Raw genomic sequence first — 17396 nt, forward strand, 5'->3', positions numbered from 1 at the left:
TTGGTTGTTTTCCATAACGATGAATTTTGTGTATCGCTATTTCAGGACAAGACAATGGATATAAAAAAACCGTCTTGTTTAAAAGCAAGACGGTTTTGTTATTTTTGAAAGCTAATTAATCCTTTTGAGATTTTAGAGCAAGTGTATAAATTACAAGTCCAAATCCAATTTTGTTGATGGCATCTGCAATGTTGTAAACAACATCAACGCTACCTTTTCCGATGAATCCTGTGTACCATCCGTCTGTGCCTAGCATGTATCCTAATGGATAAATAGCCCAACCAACTAATACGAACCAACACAAGATTTTGTGAGCAGCTAAAACGTTTCCACCAGCTGTTGCAGCTAATTTAGAAGCATTTCCAAACCAAATTTCATAAACAATTACAAAATAAGCAGCTCCCGAGATTCCTCCCCAAAGTGCAGCTTGGTCAGTAAATACTGTTTCCCCTAGGTAACCTGTAACTAACATTACTACAGATAACAAAATCATTTTCCATAATAAATCTGTTTTTGCTCCAGCAACTTTTAGTATCAAGAAAAACTCAACACACATTAATGGTACTGTTAAAACCCAATCCACATATCTGAAGAATGTAGGCGATTCTTGGAATTCTGCCCAATATTCTTTCATGTAGAAATAATGTACTGCAGCGATAAAGGTAATTAAACCAGATACCAACACAGAAGTGCGCCACTTTTTATCGAATTGATTCAATGATAAAAAGAAAAATGCAGATGCAGCCATCATGGCCATACATCCAACGAAAAAAGTAAATCCTACGTAGTCAGTAGGCAACATCTTTCCAATCAAGCTTGTAATAAACATAAAATTTGTCATAATTAATTTAGTTAAATTGGTCACAAAAATATTTTTGTTGAAGCAAATTTATAAAAAGTTAAACAATAAAAAAAACATTTTTTTAATTTTTTTTATTTAATTTTAAAAAAAATTATAAAATCAGTATGAAATATTCAAATTTTGCAATAGTAGCAAGCTTTTTCGGATTATGGCTCGATTCCTTCATTTCAAATAAATCGCAATTAATTGTAGGTTTTATATTGATATTGACCTTCGGAATACTGCATGGTGCGAACGATTTGCTTTTGATTAAAAATATTGATTCTAAAAAAGAACCATTATCATTATTGAAATTGCTTCTATATTATTTAATCGTAGTCGGTTTTGGAGCACTTCTATTTTGGATTATTCCATGGTTTGCCTTGTTGCTATTTATAGTAGTTAGCGGCTATCATTTCGGAGAACAACAATGGCAAAATTTAGAAAAAAGCATCATTTTCAAGATTTTTGAATTTACTTATGGGTTGTTTATATTGCTATTACTTTTTATTTTTCACATAAAGGAAGTGCAAGAAGTCATTAGAAACATATCCTCGATAATGGTTTCCGAAAGTTATTTTTTTGCGGGATTAGCAATTACAGCTTTTACACTATTAATTCTTGGGATTTATTTTTCTAGGAAATTAATAGAATTCAAAAGCAAATGGTTTGTGGAAACTTTCTATTTGCTTGTTTTTACTGTTATATTTAAAGTTTCAAGTTTGATATGGGGATTTGCCATTTATTTCATCTTATGGCACAGCATTCCTTCAATAATAAATCAAGTCGTTTATTTAAATGGGGAATTTAACCGGAAAAATTTTGGTACCTACATTAAAACTGCATTTGCCTATTGGGTAGTTTCATTAATTGGAATTGCAACTTTATATATATTATTTAAAGATGTCCAAATATTTAATGCGTTATTTTTCTCTTTCTTGGCAGCTATAACCTTTCCACATGTTTTGGTGATTTACATTTTATTCAAAAAGAAATAAAAAAAACCGAGTTATTTCTAACTCGGTTTTCTAAAAATAAACTAATTAATTGTTACACACTTTTTGTTCTTATTGACAATGGAATTGCTAATCTTGGAATAAAATTAACTAAAGCTGAAACCACAGAATATAAAAAACTATAGATAGCAAGGTTTACATATAAAATGGCTAAACCAATAATCACATTGATATAAGAATTTACAACCATTCCTAAATTTTCAATGCTCCAACCACTGCTATTTTGAGTAGAATCCAATACAAATCCAGAGAAAGTACTCAATGCTTTGGAAACCATACTTAAATCGAAGAATGGTACAGCAGCTATAAGTGTATTTAATGCTTCCATTGGATACGAATATAATCCTGACATCATTCCAACTACAGAATCAGATGAACCTGAAAATAAGCTGGCACCAAAAACAAATGAAAGTGTTGCGTTAAAAGCAGCAAATAAAGCAACTATTACACCTACTTCTCCAAAAATTCTAATATTTGTAGTTACAAAATCTTTAAAAATAAATTCTACCATTCCGTTATGAGAACCTCCAAGACTTTCGCCTCTTGATCTAATTACTTGTGCAATTGGAAACGCAGAATACGCCATCAATACAAATGTTAGAATACTTCCAACCATTCCTATGCCACCTGCTTCTGGACTTTGAAAATAAGTCATTGCAGCTTTTACAATTCCAAACTCCATTCCTAGAAGAAAAACTAAAGCGGCAATTTGATAAATGGTTTTAACATAGCAACGAATTCCGTCTTGTGAATCGAAGCCTTCTACTGCAGCATTCAGTTTTGCATTTAATACTTTTTGATTTACCATTTGAGGGAAATCAAGAATTTGATGAAAAATTTGTTTCATTATAATTAAATTTAGGTTTTCTTACTCGTATGGCTTTTCGGTACCGCCCCGTTTATTAAAGTGGTTTCTGGACTCCACATTTAATCAACAATACTTAAATTATTGTTAATTTCTTATCAAACTTAATTAATAAAAATCAATATAATAATAATTAAAGTAAAAAGTTATTAAATATATAGTTATTAAATTGTTAATAACTAAGTATTTAAACAAAAAAAAACGAACTTTTTAAGTTCGTTTTTTTATAATTTTGTATTTATTAGGTCAATAAGACAAAGGCTTTGTTAACTTATACTCAAATACTCTAACACATTTTTTTCAATTCTATTATTAATGTACGAAATATCCGCTTTTACAAATTTTTCACCCATTATATTTTCGTACAATTCAATATAACGTTCTGAAACTGTGGCAATATACTCGTCGGTCATTTCTGGAATTTGTTGCCCTTCTTTTCCTTGAAAACCGTTTTCAATTAACCAACGTCGCACAAACTCTTTAGAAAGTTGTTTTTGCTCTTCACCATTATTTTGTCTTTCTTGATACCCATCAGCATAGAAATAACGCGAAGAATCTGGCGTGTGAATCTCATCTATCAAAACGATTTTTCCTTCTTTCGTTTTTCCAAATTCATATTTAGTATCCACCAATATCAAGCCGCGACTCGCAGCAATTTCAGTACCTCGTTGAAACAAAGCGCTGGTATATTTTTCTAAAACCACATAATCATCTTCCGCAACAATACCTTTAGCAAGAATGTCTTCCCGAGAAATATCTTCGTCGTGTTCGCCATTATCCGCTTTTGTAGAAGGCGTTATAATAGGTGTTGGAAATTTATCATTTTCTTTCAATCCTTCTGGCAACGTAACGCCGCACAAAATTCGTTTTCCCAAAGCATATTCTCTGGCGGCGTGTCCTGAAACATACCCACGAATCACCATTTCCACCTTAAAAGGCGCGCATAAATGACCAACGGCAACATTTGGATCTGGCGTAGCAACCAACCAATTCGGAACAATATCTTGTGTCAATTCCATGAATTTGGTCGCAATCTGATTTAGAATTTGACCTTTATATGGGATTCCTTTTGGCATCACGACATCAAAAGCCGACAATCTATCGGTGGCAACCATCACTAAAAGGTCGTCATTAATATTGTAAACCTCCCGAACTTTCCCGTGATATATAGATTTTTGATTCGGAAAATTAAAATCAGTAGTAGTTATTGTATTCATTTAGTAGCATTGTTTGTTGTTGTCTTGCAAAAGTAGCGTGTTTAAAGTAGAAACCAAAATCGGAAGATATGTAAATAAAAATTTCTTTTCTTTTGGAACGAATTGAACTTTTGTATTTAGAGTTGTAATTCCCGCTTTCAGCTCTATCTCTTCGCTTCGCTGCGAGGATACCGCCTCAATCGGGGTTAAAGGATTAGTCATTTAGCTGTTTTTATATTTTGACTTAAACATCGTCAGATTTAAAACTCTAAACACACTAATAACAAAAATCCCGCATGAGGGATGGCAGTGGAAATCCTTTGTGGAACGAAGTGGAGCAAAGATTGCAACGAACAGCCCGACCCGAAGTTTTTACGAAGGGGCATGCCCAAATAAAAAAAACATTCATTAATGTACTGCAACGGTATATAAATATGGATATTTAGAAAGTAAATAGCTCCCAAAATTGAAATATAGCTTCCAAAAAAAGCCACTCGAAAGTGGCTTTTTTTATTAAAATTTCAACTGATATACTTTATCTAAATCTTCATCAGAGCTGAAATTCACATTTAAATCGGTTACAAAACCCGAATTCAAACCGTACGCCCAACCGTGTAATGTTACTTCTTGACCGCTTTTCCATGCTGCTTGAACAATGGAAGTTTTTGCTAAATCAAAGACTTGTTCTTTAACATTTAACTCAACAAAGGTGTTGAAACGCTCATTTTCATCTGTAATTGAGTCCAAATAATCCTGATACAAGCGGTAAACGTCTTTGATATGGCGAATCCAATTATCGATAATTCCAATAGAATCGTTTCCCATTGCTGCTTTTATTCCACCGCAACCATAATGACCGCATACAATTACATGTTTGACTTTCAATACATTAACAGCGTAATCTAAAACACTTAACATGTTCATATCGGAATGTACGACCATATTGGCAATATTTCTGTGAACGAAAACCTCACCTGGTTTTGCGCCGATAATTTCGTTTGCAGGAACACGACTGTCAGAACAACCAATCCACAAAAGCGGTGGCGTTTGACTTTTAGCCAAATCTTTGAAATAATTTGGGTCTTTTTCTAAAGCGTTTTCAACCCAAACTTTGTTATTGTCTAATATTTTTTTGTAGAAGTCTGACATTAATTGTATTTTTTATAGATAACGAAATTACATTATTTTTTTTACTTTAGTAACTATCAATCCAATAAAAATACGTGTTTATTATATTCCTTTTTAAAACTTAATATATTTCAAATAGGCATCAACTATAAGACCTAAAGATTTATTATTTAACCCTACTAAAAGCGTTTTAGGGCTTTAAGTGCATTGAACTATTAAAAAATAAATTGGCATTCCAATTGTAATATTGACAGGGAAAGTTACTGCTAGAGCCATTGGTAAAAAAAGCCCTGGATTAGCTTTTGGTACTGATATTTTCATGGCTGCAGGTACCGCTATATATGATGCACTAGCTGCCAAAATAGCAAACATGAATCGATTCGTACTATCAGATGTTACTAAAGAGCTTAAAACAGCTATAATACTTCCATTAATCAGTGGAATGAAAATTGCAAAAAGGACAGGAAACCAACCAAATGAGAAAAAAGATTTTAATTTTTTACCACTCGTAACACCCATATCTAATAGAAATATTGCTAAAAAACCTTTAAAAAGATCATTTGTAAAGGGCTTTATTCCTTCAGCTTGTTTGGCATTTGCAATGAAACCAATTATTAAGCTTCCTAAAATAAGTAATACGCTACCATTTGTAAAGGAATGCTTAATAACAGCGCTTTTATTAATTGTAGTTGTGGCCTTGTCTTTATTAAAAATTGAAATTAATAGTAATCCAATAATAATTGCAGGTGATTCCATTAACGCCATAATTGCCACCATGTGTCCGTGAAGTGCTAATTGCTGGGCTTCTAGATAAGAGACAGCAGTTACAAATGTTACAGCACTTACCGATCCGTAAGCAGCAGCTATCGCACCAGCATCATATACATTTAATTTTGACTTAAGTATAAAAAAAGTATAAAGAGGAATAAAAAGTGAAATAAAAACTCCAAATATCATTGACCATCCGATTTCGGTAGTAAATGTTTCGTGTGAAAGTTCTTGACCTCCTTTAAATCCTATTGCAAATAAAAGATAGAGTGAAATGAATTTTGAAGAATTTGAAGGTATTTCTAAATCGCTTTTTAGATACACCGCTACTATACCAAGAACAAAGAATAATAGTGCAGGATTGGTAAGATTTTCTAATAATAAGTTAAAGTTCATAGTATATAATGTTTTGTTTTGATAATTTTAAATTAATTTTTTACTCAATAAACTCTAACTTTCCAGTTAATAAAGAGTAATACACTCCTACTATTTTTATGCTTCCTTTATTTTCCATTTCTTTTAAGATTTCGCTTTTTGCTCTTATTTCATGTATTGTATTTCGAATATTATTCACATTAACAAATTTTACATAAGCCTCATTACTTGAAGATTTTTGTCCTTCAAATTTCTTACTCATTTCAATAGCCGGTTTTATATTTGTTAACATTGAAGTGATATTGCCTAGCTTAACATCGTCGATTGCTCCTTTAATTGCTCCACAATGTTGATGTCCCATTACTATGATTAACTTTGCTCCTGAAACTTTACATGCAAATTCCATACTTCCCAGAAGGTCGGTATTAACGAAGTTACCAGCCACTCGACCTACAAAAACATCGCCAAGACCTTGATCAAAAACGTCTTCTACAGGTACTCTACTGTCGACACAACTCAAAACCATTGCTTTCGGAAATTGACCTCCGGTAACCGCTTTTCTAATTTGCTCTGAGTGATTTCGTAGGGTAGCGTTGCCCGTATTAAATCGGTGATTCCCTTTTTTAAATTCTTGTAACACCTCATCAGGAGTAAGGGAATCTTGTTCTGGCTTAGTCATAGAATGATTGCTTGTATACGCTATCTTTTCATGTTTAAAATCATATTCGAACTTCTGATAATTTAGTTTTTTGTTACAAGAAGCAATAAATGCAACTGTAATCATTAAAGTAATAATTTTGATTAACCTTTTTTTCATGTTTGACATTTTTAAATTTTACAGTGCAAAATTCAATATTATTATTCATAAATTTTTATTTATATTTATGATACATATCATAAAAAATATTTATGATAATAAAATCCATTCCATCTGAATTTAGAAAATTTGAGCTTCATTCCTATTTGTATGTTATTTATATTTCGGTGATCGCATATCAAAGTTTAATTTTCAAATTTTTTGTCAATTTTGTTTTTAATATTTGATTTTCAAATAGTGATTATTTGCATTTCTTATTACTATTTTTATTTTTTTATGGCTCTTTCTAATCTGTCATTGATACTTTTGCCTAATCCAATGTCTGGTAATCTTTCAGCTATTATTAAATCTAAGTTACTTTTGTCTAATCGATGTAAAGCCGCATAAAAATTTCGAGCTGCTTCTTTCATATCACCCTTATTAGATAATACTTCTACAACATAATTATTAACTTCACTAATTTCATTTTTATAAAGTAATAACCCGATTTTTTTGTTTGGAAATAAATTAATTAGAGCAGTGACATCGCTTGTTAAATAGGTGTCGGTATTTGGAGCATAATGTCGGGAAAGCATTCCTGGTGCTTTGGGATTATTATCATTTTTATTTAAAACTGTAATTTTACCTGTAATTTTGATAATATCTTCAACTGAAATTGAACCATTCCTGTATAAAACGGGTTCATTATCTTCAAAACCAACAATTGTAGATTCAATACCTTCACTACACATTCCACCATCTAAGATTATTTCCAAATCATTACCAAAATAATTCTCTACATGTGAAGCACTGGTGGGACTTATAGACCCAAATGGATTTGCACTTGGTGCTGCAATTGGAAAATCAAGTTTATTAAGTAACGCTAAAGCAACGGGATGATTTGGCACTCTTACAGCTACCGTTTCTTTAGAAGCAGTGATTAAATCTGAAATGTGACTTTGTTTTTGCAATACCAAAGTCAATGGTCCAGGCCAAAATTCTTTAGCGAGTTTTAGAGCTATTTCAGGAATATTTATAGCTACTTCATTTAAATAGTTCACCGATTTAATATGTAGAATTAAAGGATTATAAAAAGGCCTATTTTTTAGAATAAATATTTTTTTTAATGCACTTTCGCTATATGCATTTCCTGCTAATCCATAGACTGTTTCTGTAGGAAGTGCTATAATTTGATCATTTTTTAAAACTTCACAGGCTTTATCTATATTAATTGTTATCAAATTTTAAAATATTAGGGGTTACAAATATCACAATACATTGGATCTTCATTCTGTGTTCTATTTGGGTATAAATCTTCTTTTGTGTAATTACATTTTTGACAAGTAAATATGTAACTCAAGGTTGATCGTGTAGGGAAATTGCATAATTTACATGGCAATCCTTTTTTCACATCTGTAATACCAAAACCTGGTATATTACATTTTGGACATAATGAATTTATTTTTTTAACTAATTTGATTGTTGCCTTTTCAATAACTTTCATCCTAGTTGGATTATACATTGCTCTCATGTCAGTTTCAACAAAAGCTGATCCGTAATTTGAAATAAAATAATTAAAGGTATTATGGAGGTGATCAACGTTGGTTATTCCTTTTACAATATCTGAAAAATCATCATTTGCTTTTCTGATAATGATACCGTGAGTTGGAAATTTTGAATTTTCTGTAAATTCTTCAAGTTCCTTTTCTGTTTTTAATTCGGAACCATTAAAGTTGGTTTCCATACTTAGTTCTCTTACGACAATTTCTAAGTCATTTTTTTTATCTATAAAAATTAAGATTTCATCATCAGCATAAGCAAAAAAAATAGTTGGATGTAGTCCAAAAGACCCTTCGCTTGCAATAGCCAAATCACAATTTGCTAATTTCATAGCCAAAAGACATTTATTTCTAGCTGTAGTTATCGAGTCCTCTTTTCTTTCAATTTCTCCTGTAAAAGTTCCTAGTTTATCGGTATCTAAATCAGACACAAAACAATTTACACCCAATTCTTTTTCAAATATTGGAGCAATTATTTTTTCTTTTTCGTGTTTAGTTGCTATGAGTAGTTTTCTTCCTTCAAATAATTTAAAATCACTCATCTAGAATAGATATATTTATTAGTGAGGAAATTATAATTCTCTTATTCTTTATTTTTTCATCCGATAAAAACTCAAGTAATCTTTCCGTTTCTTTTTTCAATGCAGGAATTCTTTTTTGTGCAATTTCATCCTCTTTTCCAAAACGTTCATTCGAACTCCAATTTTTTAAATTATGGAAATTGATTTTGTATATAAAAATATTATTTAAAATCTCTTTGGCTTCTTCATAGGAGAATTCACCATCAATAAGCGTTAATTTCTGAATTTTATTCATTTTAATTGATTTCATTTTAATTCAACAATGCAAAATTGAGAATTCCAATTCATAAATTTTTATATATCTTTGTAATATAATCTATAAAAATAATTTATGAACTATACTTTGAATCAATTAAAAATATTTTTAAAAATAGTACAAACAAAAAGTGTCACAAAAGCATCCGAAGAGTTGTATCTAACACAGCCTGCGGTATCAATTCAACTAAAGAATTTTCAAGACCAATTTGAAATACCCTTAACAGAAGTAGTTGGACGAAAAATTTATATTACTGATTTTGGAATAGAGATTGCAGAAGCGGCAGAAAATATTATTAATCAAGTATATGCTATAAATTACAAAACATTAGCATACAAAGGACAACTAACTGGTCGATTAAAGATTTCAGTGGTTTCAACAGGAAAATATGTAATGCCATTTTTTTTAGCTGATTTTATAAAGCAACATGATGGAATTGAATTACTTATGGACGTTACCAACAAAAATAAAGTTATAGAGAGTATAGAAAACAATGAGGTTGATTTTGCACTTGTTTCAATTTTGCCCCGTGCCATAAATTTCGAAAAACTTGATCTACTTCAAAATAAATTGTACTTGGTAGGAAGTACTAAAACAAAATTTAAAAAAGACAATAAACCAAATGAAATATTTAAGGATTTACCTTTAATCTTTAGAGAAAAAGGTTCAGGGACAAGACAAACAATGGAAGAGTTTATTGAAAAAAATAATTTATCTGTCCTTAAGAAAATGGAATTAACATCTAATGAAGCCGTAAAACAAGCATTACTTGCTGGTTTAGGATATTCAATTATGCCTTTAATCGGTATAAAAAATGAATTACAAAATAAAGAATTACAAATTATACCAATAAAAGGACTTCCAATCACAACAACATGGAGTTTAATATGGTCAAAAGGAAAGAAACATTCTCCAGTTTCCAGTTCATTTATAGATTACTTAAAAAAAGAAAAAGAACAAATAGTCCAAGAAAAATTTAATTGGTATGAGCAGTATTAGAAAACTGACCGCTAAATTTTTTTAGTCAAATTGTTTTTTTTTCGATAAGTTAAATTGATTGTTTTTATATTTGTATCACAAATTACTATTGTTATGACAATTACACAATTACAATATGTTTTAGCAGTTGCTGAACATAAAAATTTTACTCTGGCAGCCGAAAAATGTTTTGTTACCCAACCTACATTGAGTATGCAAATTCAAAAAGTAGAAGAAGAACTAAAAATTCAGATTTTTGATAGAACGAAGAAACCAATTCAATTGACCGATATTGGTCAAAAAATAGTTAATCAAGCCAAGAATATTGTCAATGAAGCCGGCAGAATGAAGGATATCGTTGAGCAACAAAAAGGGTTTATTGGCGGCGAATTTCGTCTTGCTATAATCCCAACGATAATGCCAACTTTATTACCGATGTTTTTAAATACTTTTATCAAAAAATTTCCTAAAGTAAAACTTATAATTGAGGAATTAAATACTGATGAAATAATAGTGAAATTAAAAAATGGTAATCTTGACGCTGCCATTGCTGCCACACCATTAAATGAAGAAAAACTGAAAGAAATTGTTTTATATTATGAACCATTTGTAGCATACATTCCTGAAAAACATCGAATAGCAGACAAAAAAGAAATTGAAGTTTCGGATTTGAATTTGGATGAAATATTATTATTGCAAGATGGGCATTGTTTTCGTGACGGTATTTTAAATTTATGTAAAAATCAAGGAGTTGAAACACTTAATAATTTTCAGATACAGAGTGGAAGTTTTGAAACACTAATAAAATTAGCTGATGAAGGATTAGGTTTAACCCTTTTACCCTATTTGCATACTTTGGATTTAAAAGACAATGACAAATTGAAGTTAAAGCATTTTAAAGATCCAAAACCTGCTCGAGAAGTTAGCCTTGTTTTTCCTAGAACGGAATTAAAAATACAAATTATCGATGCATTGAAACTAACAATTTCTGGAATTATTAGAGGTGCAATTGCTTTTCAAAATGTAGAAATTATAAGTCCACTTCCAAAAAAACAATAAAAAAAGGAGCTATTTAGGCTCCTTTAGTTTTATGATTTGACATAGATTAAACACTGTCTCAATTCAGGTTTTTTAATTGTGTAATTTAAAAGCCAGACTGTTAATTGTTCTATTTCGTAGGGCAATAACAGTTTCAAAGCTTTTTCTAATTCTTTACAAAAAAGATTAGGATCAAAACTAACTCGTTCCAAAATATTTTTTGTGTAAGCAACCATTGTTATTTTCATAAAATATAATTTATATTCATTAAAATGGAATCGAAATCTAATATTCAAAGTTAGAAAAAATAAGTGTTGCCTTTGTAAATAAAAAGTTAAAATTAAAACAATTCTTGTTACCCCTAATATTTACTGGTTAAAAACAAACAATTATATTTTAGTTGCTCTAAACATTTCTCTTTTTCCAGGAGGACCCGCTAATTTTTCAACGGTGAACCCAACTTCAATCATACTTCGCTTAACTACCCCACGAGCTGCATAAGTAACCAAAATGCCATTAATTTTAAGTGCTTTATACATTTTTTCAAATATTTCCGTACTCCATAATTCAGGTTGCACCCGATACCCAAAAGCATCAAAATAGATTAAATCGTATTGGTTTTCATCAGAAATTTCATCGAAAAATTGTTTTCTTTTAGTCAATGTAAAATTGGGAGAAATCGGATTTTTTTCTTCCCATTTAGAATGGTGCATTAACTCAAAAATTGGCCTTTCATTTTCTGCATCCAATTCTGAAACATAATTCATTTGTAAAACTTCTTCAGCTGAAATCGGATAGGCTTCCACTCCAACATAATCAATGGTTTGCAATGTTTTTTGAGATTCTAAAAAAGTTATAAATGTATTTAAAGCAGTTCCGAAACCAATTTCTAAAATTGAAATTGACTCTCCTTGAAATAATGACAATCCATTTTTTATAAAAACATGATAGGCCTCCTGAATGGCACCGTGTTTTGAGTGATAGGACTCATTCCAATCTGGTAAATGAATGGTTGTTGACCCGTCTAAAGTTTGTAGTATTTCTCTTTTCAAATTTACTTTATGTATAATTTTTTAATTTTTGGAAGTGGCCCTCCGCATTTAACTTAGTGGCAACGAACACAGGCATTTATTCCATTTTTTTTTACAAGTTAAAAGTAATTATTTTTTTTAAAATTTATACTATTTAAAAAGCAAGTGCTAAACGGGATAAAGTGTCGTATTTAAAAGTATATAATTTCGATTGTTTTATATTATTTTTTGATGTTTCGAGACTTTTGACTTTAAGTCATTATAACTTTCGACCTACTTAGTTGCAAAAGTAAAAGATTTTTTGTGTAACCTATTGTTAAAATAGAAATTAAAACTGTTTCCATCTGTTATTTGTGATAATTCTAATTAAATTATAAATAAATAAAATTGGCATAGAAACAAATCTAATTTTTACTAATTTAGCCGATGTTTAAAAACAGTTGTTTTTTGGGTGAAATATAACATAAAATACTGTAATACAATACTTTAAATACATTAATTTATAAAAATGCATATTACTATGAATTCATTTGACGCTAAAAAAATCAACATTACTAAAATTTCAACTTCAAAAATTGAATCCGTTGATTTTGAGCACCTTCCTTTTGGAGAAGTTTTTACCGATTATATGCTTAGTTGTGATTTCGTAAATGGTAATTGGAAAGAACCTACAATAGTTCCTTATGCACCATTTTTAATGGATCCATCTTCAAAAGTTTTTCATTATGGTCAGGCTATTTTTGAAGGAATGAAAGCGTACAAAGATGAAAACAATGAAGCTTGGTTGTTTCGCCCTGAAGAAAATTTTCATAGATTTAATAAATCCGCAGTTAGAATGGCGATGCCGGAAGTTCCTGAAGAAATCTTCTTGGGAGGATTAATGCAATTGATTGCCTTAGAAAGAGATTGGATAAAAAAAGGATTAGGAAATACCCTATATATTCGTCCATTTATGATTGCAACCGGAACAGGGGTAATTGCTTCACCTTCAGATGAATACCGTTTTATGATTTTGCTTTCACCAGCAAAATCATATTATTCTGGCGAAGTAAAAGTTATTGTAGCCGAACATTTTAGTCGCGCTGCAAACGGCGGTATTGGTGCAGCTAAAGCGGCAGGAAACTATTCCGCACAATTTTATCCAACCAAATTAGCGAACGAAAAAGGATTTCAACAGGTTATTTGGACTGACGATGCTACACATACCATGTTAGAAGAATCGGGAACAATGAATGTTTTTTTTAGAATAAACGACACACTTTATACGGCGCCTACAAGTGAACGAATTCTTGATGGCGTGACAAGAAAAAGTCTTATTTCAATAGCAGAAAGAAACGGAATTGATTTAAATATTCGTCCAGTTTTAGTTTCAGAAATCGTTGAAGCAACTAAAAACGGAACGTTAAAAGAAATATTTGGAGCTGGAACCGCAGCTGTTGTTACCATAATTAAAGGTTTTTCATACCAAGATACTTATTATGAATTACCCGCTATAGAACATTCTATAGCATTAGAACTAAAAGATAAATTGACTTCAATTCAATACAAACTTGCAGAAGACACTTTTGGATGGACCGTTAAGGTATAATTACTTTATATTAAGATACTGCAACCCCATAATTTATTAGTAAACTATTAAATTAAGGGGTTATTTTTTATAAATATCCTTTAAATAATTTTTGAAAAATCGGGCTTGAAATAATTTGGTCCTTTCATCACTTTTCCATCTTCCCGATAAATTGGCTTTCCGTTATTATCTAATTTGCTCATATTACTGCGTTGTATTTCATCAAAAACAGCTTCTATTTTGTGTTGTAAACCATGTTCTATTATGGTTCCGCACAAAATATAAAGCATATCGCCAAGTGCATCGGCAATTTCAATTAAATCATTGTTTAAAGCAGCTTCCAAATATTCTTCATTTTCCTCTTTCATTAAATTGAAACGAAGAATATTTTTTGATTCACCCAAATCAGAATTTGGACTTTCACTGAATCCAATTTCAAAAGCAGTATGGAATTCCTTAACGGCATTAAGTTGTTTAATCATAGTTTTTACATGTTAAATGATAGTGCAAAATAGTAACTTTTGATAACAAATTTAGTATTTTTGTATAAAATATTAATTTATGTTTAGTAAGGGTCAATTAATTTTTGCAGGTTTATTTTTTATCTCGTTTGTGATAGCAATCACTTATTCCTACAGAAAAGATATTCTCGTTCATCAAAAAGTATATAAAGGAAGTTATAAAATATTGATTGGTTTTTTAATTTTCATTGCGTTGTTATTTGTAATAAAGATATTTTTCAAACACTAAAAAATCATAATCCATTCAAAAAAAAATAATTATGAAGATTTTAAAATATATATTTTTGCTTATTGTTCTTCTTTCCGTTGGAGGAAGTGTATTTATTGCAACACAAAAAAGCGATTTCAAAACCAAGAAATTCATAGTAATTAATTCTCCAAAATCAGCTATATACAATTATATAAACGATTATAAAAATTGGCAAAATTGGTATGTTTGGGAAAAAGATAATGCGTCAATTCAATTAAAATATTCATTTAAAACTTCTGGCGTTGGAAGTTATTTTTATTGGACAGGAACAGACGGTATTGGAAAAATAACTACAATTTTTGTAAAAGAAAATGATAGTATTTCACAAAAAATAGATTTTAACGGCTCTTTATCAGAATCTTCTTGGTCATTTAAAGACACGATTGGTGGCACAAAAGTAACTTGTAGTACCAATGGCGAAATGCCTTTTATGTTTAAGATATATGCCTATTTAAACGGTGGAATTGAAAAAGTAATTAGCGGTAAATTAGAAAAAAGTCTTGTGAATTTAGACCGAAGTTTAGATTATGAATTGAATACTTTTTCAATAAAACAAAATGGAATTGTAATCAAAAAAGGTGGTTTTTTTTTGCATCAAACCATAAATTGTGAGATTTCAAAATTGAATTACAACCTAAATATTATAATCCCAAATTTAATTACTTTTTCTAAAGAAAACAAACTGTTATTAAATGGAAAACCATTTGTAATATACAATTCTTATGATGTTAAAAGAGGAATTACAAATGTGTCTGTTTGTGTTCCAATAAAAAATAGAATATTTACAAGCTCGGGAAGTGACATTAGTTGTAAGGAATTGGAAGCTTTTACAGCATTTAAAACAACATTAATTGGTGATTATTCTCATCGAGATGCAGCTTGGAAAAAAGCAAGCGATTATCTTTTAAAAGACAAACAAATTCAAAATAAGTCAATTCCTATACTAGAAATAGTAACAAAAGGTTTGAGCGAAGTCAAAAGACCTTCTAAATTGGAAACTACAATTTATTTTCCAATTCAGTCTAATTATATTTCAAAAACACCCGCTATCAAAAATGTGGATGAAAATATAGAAGCATCTGAAATTATTCCACAGCAATAGTTTTTTTAATTTCAATTAAACCTTTAAACATTTTTGAATTCTAATTTTTAAATAATTTTTTGGAAGAAAAGGAATTAATACAAAATTTACTGAATCCAAAGACGCAAAATGAAGCGTTTCAAAAACTCTTGTTAGAATACCAAAGACCCTTGTACAATCACATTCGGAATATCGTTTTGAATCACGATGATACTGATGATGTATTACAGAATACTTTTGTAAAAGTCTTTCAGCATTTAAAAAAATTTAAAGGTGAAAGTAAATTGTTTTCCTGGATGTATCGAATTGCAACAAATGAAGCAGTTACTTTTATAAATAAAAAAGCAAAACAAAACGGTACTACAAGTGAATTTATACAAGCCAAAATTATAGAAAACTTACAAGCAGATTCTCATTTTGATGGTGATGCTATTCAAATAAAATTACAACAAGCAATAGTTAATTTGCCTGAAAAACAACAATTAGTTTTTAAAATGCGCTACTTTGAAGAAATAAAATACGAAGAAATGTCAACGATTTTAGGAACTTCCGTTGGTGCATTAAAAGCTTCCTATCATCACGCTGTGAAAAAAATTGAAATCTTTATGATTAAAGATTAAACCAATCTAAATAAAAATTGTCTAAAGAATATGAATGATTTTAAAATAAATAGCAAACACAAAATAGATTCTGGATTTATAATTCCTGAAAATTACTTTGAGAATTTCTCAGAGAAAGTATCGTTAAAAATAAATAAATCAAAACCAAAAGTACTATCTATTTTTTATAAAAGAAAAACTTGGATTTCCTCTGCAGCAGCAGTTTTAGTGATTTCATTATCGGTAACTTTGTTTTCAAAAATAGCAGTAAAATCAACTGAAGAAAAACTAACTTTGGAAAATTATATTACGAATCAATCTGAAATAAGTCAATACGATTTAGTTGTTTTATTAGATACAAAAGATATAGAAAAAATTAAAATTGATTTGAAATTAGAAGATAAAAAAATAGAAGAGTTGCTTACTAATTCAAGCGAAATAGAAAATTATTTAACCGACTAAAAACAAACTAAAATGAAAATAAAGAATATTTTTACCATATTGTTGTTGTTGCTTTCCATCAGCTTTTATGCGCAAGGACCGAAAATGTTAGAAAAAAAAGAACAAATCTATGCCCTAAAAGTGGCGTTTATTACTAATAATTTATCCTTAACTTCAGATGAAGCTGAGAAATTTTGGCCAATTTATAATTCATTTGAACTCAAGCAATTTGATTTGAAACATCTGAAGTCAATTTCGTATATCAAAAAAATGGATAATGAGTCCCTGAGTAAAATGTCCGATAAAGAAGCATTAATAGTCTTAGCACAAATAGAATCAAGTGAAGACGAATTGTATCAATTGCGTAAAAAATTAATCGCCAACTTAAAAAATATCTTAAGCCCCGTTAAAATTATAAAACTTAAAAAAGCTGAAGACGACTTTAATAAAAAATTATTGCAACAATACAGAGAAAAAGGACCGAATAGATAATAGTTTCTCTAGTTTAT

The 17396-nt window shown here is 29.9% G+C and carries 21 protein-coding genes; 8 read left to right on the plus strand and 13 right to left on the minus strand.

The genetic code is table 11. The features are described from left to right. Positions 1–115 precede the first annotated feature (115 nt). Positions 116–841: a bacteriorhodopsin-like gene (locus AC9UEH_RS09235; protein WP_509531039.1), complete on the minus strand. Its 726-nt coding sequence runs from the start codon at positions 839–841 to the stop codon at positions 116–118. 125 nt (positions 842–966) lie between these two features. Between AC9UEH_RS09235 and AC9UEH_RS09240 the strand changes: the two genes are divergently transcribed. Then, positions 967–1839 carry a Brp/Blh family beta-carotene 15,15'-dioxygenase gene (locus AC9UEH_RS09240; protein ID WP_509531041.1) on the plus strand — a complete coding sequence of 291 codons (873 nt, stop codon included), beginning with the start codon at positions 967–969 and terminating at the stop codon, positions 1837–1839. A 52-nt stretch (positions 1840–1891) separates the two neighbouring features. Here AC9UEH_RS09240 and AC9UEH_RS09245 read toward each other — a convergent pair whose 3' ends face one another. The 9 genes from AC9UEH_RS09245 to AC9UEH_RS09285 all read right to left on the minus strand — a co-directional run bounded on the left by AC9UEH_RS09245 (position 1892) and on the right by AC9UEH_RS09285 (position 9375). Further along, positions 1892–2704 (minus strand): hypothetical protein, encoded by an 813-nt coding sequence (locus AC9UEH_RS09245; protein WP_509531043.1) that lies wholly within the window; start codon positions 2702–2704, stop codon positions 1892–1894. 284 nt (positions 2705–2988) lie between these two features. Continuing rightward, on the minus strand, positions 2989–3939 hold the full coding sequence (locus tag AC9UEH_RS09250; protein ID WP_509531045.1) for a phosphoribosylaminoimidazolesuccinocarboxamide synthase: 951 nt from the start codon (positions 3937–3939) through the stop codon (positions 2989–2991). Further along, positions 3940–4140 (minus strand): hypothetical protein, encoded by a 201-nt coding sequence (locus tag AC9UEH_RS09255; protein WP_509531047.1) that lies wholly within the window; start codon positions 4138–4140, stop codon positions 3940–3942. A gap of 291 nt (positions 4141–4431) precedes the next feature. Beyond that, a complete protein-coding gene (can, locus tag AC9UEH_RS09260) occupies positions 4432–5067 on the minus strand; it encodes a carbonate dehydratase (RefSeq protein WP_509531049.1) in 636 nt (211 codons plus the stop codon). 177 nt (positions 5068–5244) lie between these two features. After that, the gene (locus AC9UEH_RS09265) at positions 5245–6210 is read right to left on the minus strand and encodes a sodium-dependent bicarbonate transport family permease (RefSeq protein ID WP_509531051.1); all 966 of its coding nucleotides are present in this window, start codon (positions 6208–6210) and stop codon (positions 5245–5247) included. A 40-nt stretch (positions 6211–6250) separates the two neighbouring features. Then, entirely contained in the window at positions 6251–6868 is a 618-nt protein-coding gene (locus tag AC9UEH_RS09270) for a carbonic anhydrase family protein (RefSeq protein ID WP_509531053.1), read from the minus strand. Positions 6869–7272: 404 nt separating this feature from the next. Further along, positions 7273–8226, minus strand: coding sequence for an L-threonylcarbamoyladenylate synthase (locus AC9UEH_RS09275; protein WP_509531055.1), 954 nt, complete (start codon positions 8224–8226; stop codon positions 7273–7275). An 11-nt stretch (positions 8227–8237) separates the two neighbouring features. Further along, positions 8238–9086: a DUF6671 family protein gene (locus tag AC9UEH_RS09280; protein WP_509531057.1), complete on the minus strand. Its 849-nt coding sequence runs from the start codon at positions 9084–9086 to the stop codon at positions 8238–8240. Beyond that, entirely contained in the window at positions 9079–9375 is a 297-nt protein-coding gene (locus tag AC9UEH_RS09285) for a hypothetical protein (protein WP_509531059.1), read from the minus strand. The genes AC9UEH_RS09280 and AC9UEH_RS09285 overlap by 8 nt, the downstream gene beginning before the upstream one ends. Before the next feature lie 81 nt (positions 9376–9456). Here AC9UEH_RS09285 and AC9UEH_RS09290 point away from each other — a divergent pair, with 81 nt between their 5' ends. After that, the gene (locus tag AC9UEH_RS09290; RefSeq protein WP_509531061.1) at positions 9457–10380 is read left to right on the plus strand and encodes a LysR family transcriptional regulator; all 924 of its coding nucleotides are present in this window, start codon (positions 9457–9459) and stop codon (positions 10378–10380) included. Between the two features lie 93 nt (positions 10381–10473). Then, positions 10474–11418: a LysR substrate-binding domain-containing protein gene (locus tag AC9UEH_RS09295; protein ID WP_509531063.1), complete on the plus strand. Its 945-nt coding sequence runs from the start codon at positions 10474–10476 to the stop codon at positions 11416–11418. A gap of 29 nt (positions 11419–11447) precedes the next feature. On the opposite strand, the gene AC9UEH_RS09300 is transcribed toward AC9UEH_RS09295, so the two are convergent. Beyond that, positions 11448–11645, minus strand: a complete 198-nt coding sequence (locus AC9UEH_RS09300; RefSeq protein ID WP_509531065.1) for a hypothetical protein — start codon at positions 11643–11645, stop codon at positions 11448–11450. 141 nt (positions 11646–11786) lie between these two features. Further along, positions 11787–12449: a tRNA (5-methylaminomethyl-2-thiouridine)(34)-methyltransferase MnmC2 gene (gene mnmC2, locus AC9UEH_RS09305; protein WP_509531067.1), complete on the minus strand. Its 663-nt coding sequence runs from the start codon at positions 12447–12449 to the stop codon at positions 11787–11789. A 499-nt stretch (positions 12450–12948) separates the two neighbouring features. Here mnmC2 and AC9UEH_RS09310 point away from each other — a divergent pair, with 499 nt between their 5' ends. Beyond that, positions 12949–14016, plus strand: a complete 1068-nt coding sequence (locus tag AC9UEH_RS09310) for a branched-chain amino acid aminotransferase (protein ID WP_509531069.1) — start codon at positions 12949–12951, stop codon at positions 14014–14016. 80 nt (positions 14017–14096) lie between these two features. Here AC9UEH_RS09310 and AC9UEH_RS09315 read toward each other — a convergent pair whose 3' ends face one another. Then, positions 14097–14477, minus strand: a complete 381-nt coding sequence (locus AC9UEH_RS09315; protein ID WP_509531071.1) for a pyrophosphohydrolase domain-containing protein — start codon at positions 14475–14477, stop codon at positions 14097–14099. A gap of 299 nt (positions 14478–14776) precedes the next feature. Here AC9UEH_RS09315 and AC9UEH_RS09320 point away from each other — a divergent pair, with 299 nt between their 5' ends. Genes AC9UEH_RS09320 through AC9UEH_RS09335 form a run of 4 tightly spaced genes read left to right on the plus strand, consistent with a single transcriptional unit; the run spans position 14777 to position 17379 of the window. Next, positions 14777–15868 (plus strand): SRPBCC family protein, encoded by a 1092-nt coding sequence (locus tag AC9UEH_RS09320; protein ID WP_509531073.1) that lies wholly within the window; start codon positions 14777–14779, stop codon positions 15866–15868. 59 nt (positions 15869–15927) lie between these two features. Continuing rightward, a complete protein-coding gene (locus tag AC9UEH_RS09325) occupies positions 15928–16467 on the plus strand; it encodes an RNA polymerase sigma factor (protein ID WP_509531075.1) in 540 nt (179 codons plus the stop codon). 30 nt (positions 16468–16497) lie between these two features. Then, complete coding sequence (locus tag AC9UEH_RS09330; RefSeq protein ID WP_509531077.1) at positions 16498–16908, plus strand: hypothetical protein; 411 nt, start codon at positions 16498–16500, stop codon at positions 16906–16908. 12 nt (positions 16909–16920) lie between these two features. Further along, positions 16921–17379, plus strand: a complete 459-nt coding sequence (locus AC9UEH_RS09335) for a sensor of ECF-type sigma factor (protein WP_509531079.1) — start codon at positions 16921–16923, stop codon at positions 17377–17379. Positions 17380–17396 lie beyond the last annotated feature (17 nt).

Source organism: Flavobacterium sp. (assembly GCF_040402835.1).
Lineage (GTDB): Bacteria > Bacteroidota > Bacteroidia > Flavobacteriales > Flavobacteriaceae > Flavobacterium.

Excerpts from the sequence above, each read along its gene's own strand:
- AC9UEH_RS09235 (WP_509531039.1), bottom strand. The coding sequence starts at position 841 with ATGACAAATTTTATGTTTATTACAAGCTTGATTGGAAAGATGTTGCCT.
- AC9UEH_RS09240 (WP_509531041.1), top strand. The coding sequence starts at position 967 with ATGAAATATTCAAATTTTGCAATAGTAGCAAGCTTTTTCGGATTATGG.
- AC9UEH_RS09245 (WP_509531043.1), bottom strand. The coding sequence starts at position 2,704 with ATGAAACAAATTTTTCATCAAATTCTTGATTTCCCTCAAATGGTAAAT.
- AC9UEH_RS09250 (WP_509531045.1), bottom strand. The coding sequence starts at position 3,939 with ATGAATACAATAACTACTACTGATTTTAATTTTCCGAATCAAAAATCT.
- AC9UEH_RS09255 (WP_509531047.1), bottom strand. The coding sequence starts at position 4,140 with ATGACTAATCCTTTAACCCCGATTGAGGCGGTATCCTCGCAGCGAAGC.
- can (WP_509531049.1), bottom strand. The coding sequence starts at position 5,067 with ATGTCAGACTTCTACAAAAAAATATTAGACAATAACAAAGTTTGGGTT.
- AC9UEH_RS09265 (WP_509531051.1), bottom strand. The coding sequence starts at position 6,210 with ATGAACTTTAACTTATTATTAGAAAATCTTACCAATCCTGCACTATTA.
- AC9UEH_RS09270 (WP_509531053.1), bottom strand. The coding sequence starts at position 6,868 with ATGACTAAGCCAGAACAAGATTCCCTTACTCCTGATGAGGTGTTACAA.
- AC9UEH_RS09280 (WP_509531057.1), bottom strand. The coding sequence starts at position 9,086 with ATGAGTGATTTTAAATTATTTGAAGGAAGAAAACTACTCATAGCAACT.
- AC9UEH_RS09285 (WP_509531059.1), bottom strand. The coding sequence starts at position 9,375 with ATGAAATCAATTAAAATGAATAAAATTCAGAAATTAACGCTTATTGAT.
- AC9UEH_RS09290 (WP_509531061.1), top strand. The coding sequence starts at position 9,457 with ATGAACTATACTTTGAATCAATTAAAAATATTTTTAAAAATAGTACAA.
- AC9UEH_RS09295 (WP_509531063.1), top strand. The coding sequence starts at position 10,474 with ATGACAATTACACAATTACAATATGTTTTAGCAGTTGCTGAACATAAA.
- AC9UEH_RS09300 (WP_509531065.1), bottom strand. The coding sequence starts at position 11,645 with ATGAAAATAACAATGGTTGCTTACACAAAAAATATTTTGGAACGAGTT.
- AC9UEH_RS09310 (WP_509531069.1), top strand. The coding sequence starts at position 12,949 with ATGAATTCATTTGACGCTAAAAAAATCAACATTACTAAAATTTCAACT.
- AC9UEH_RS09315 (WP_509531071.1), bottom strand. The coding sequence starts at position 14,477 with ATGATTAAACAACTTAATGCCGTTAAGGAATTCCATACTGCTTTTGAA.
- AC9UEH_RS09320 (WP_509531073.1), top strand. The coding sequence starts at position 14,777 with ATGAAGATTTTAAAATATATATTTTTGCTTATTGTTCTTCTTTCCGTT.
- AC9UEH_RS09330 (WP_509531077.1), top strand. The coding sequence starts at position 16,498 with ATGAATGATTTTAAAATAAATAGCAAACACAAAATAGATTCTGGATTT.
- AC9UEH_RS09335 (WP_509531079.1), top strand. The coding sequence starts at position 16,921 with ATGAAAATAAAGAATATTTTTACCATATTGTTGTTGTTGCTTTCCATC.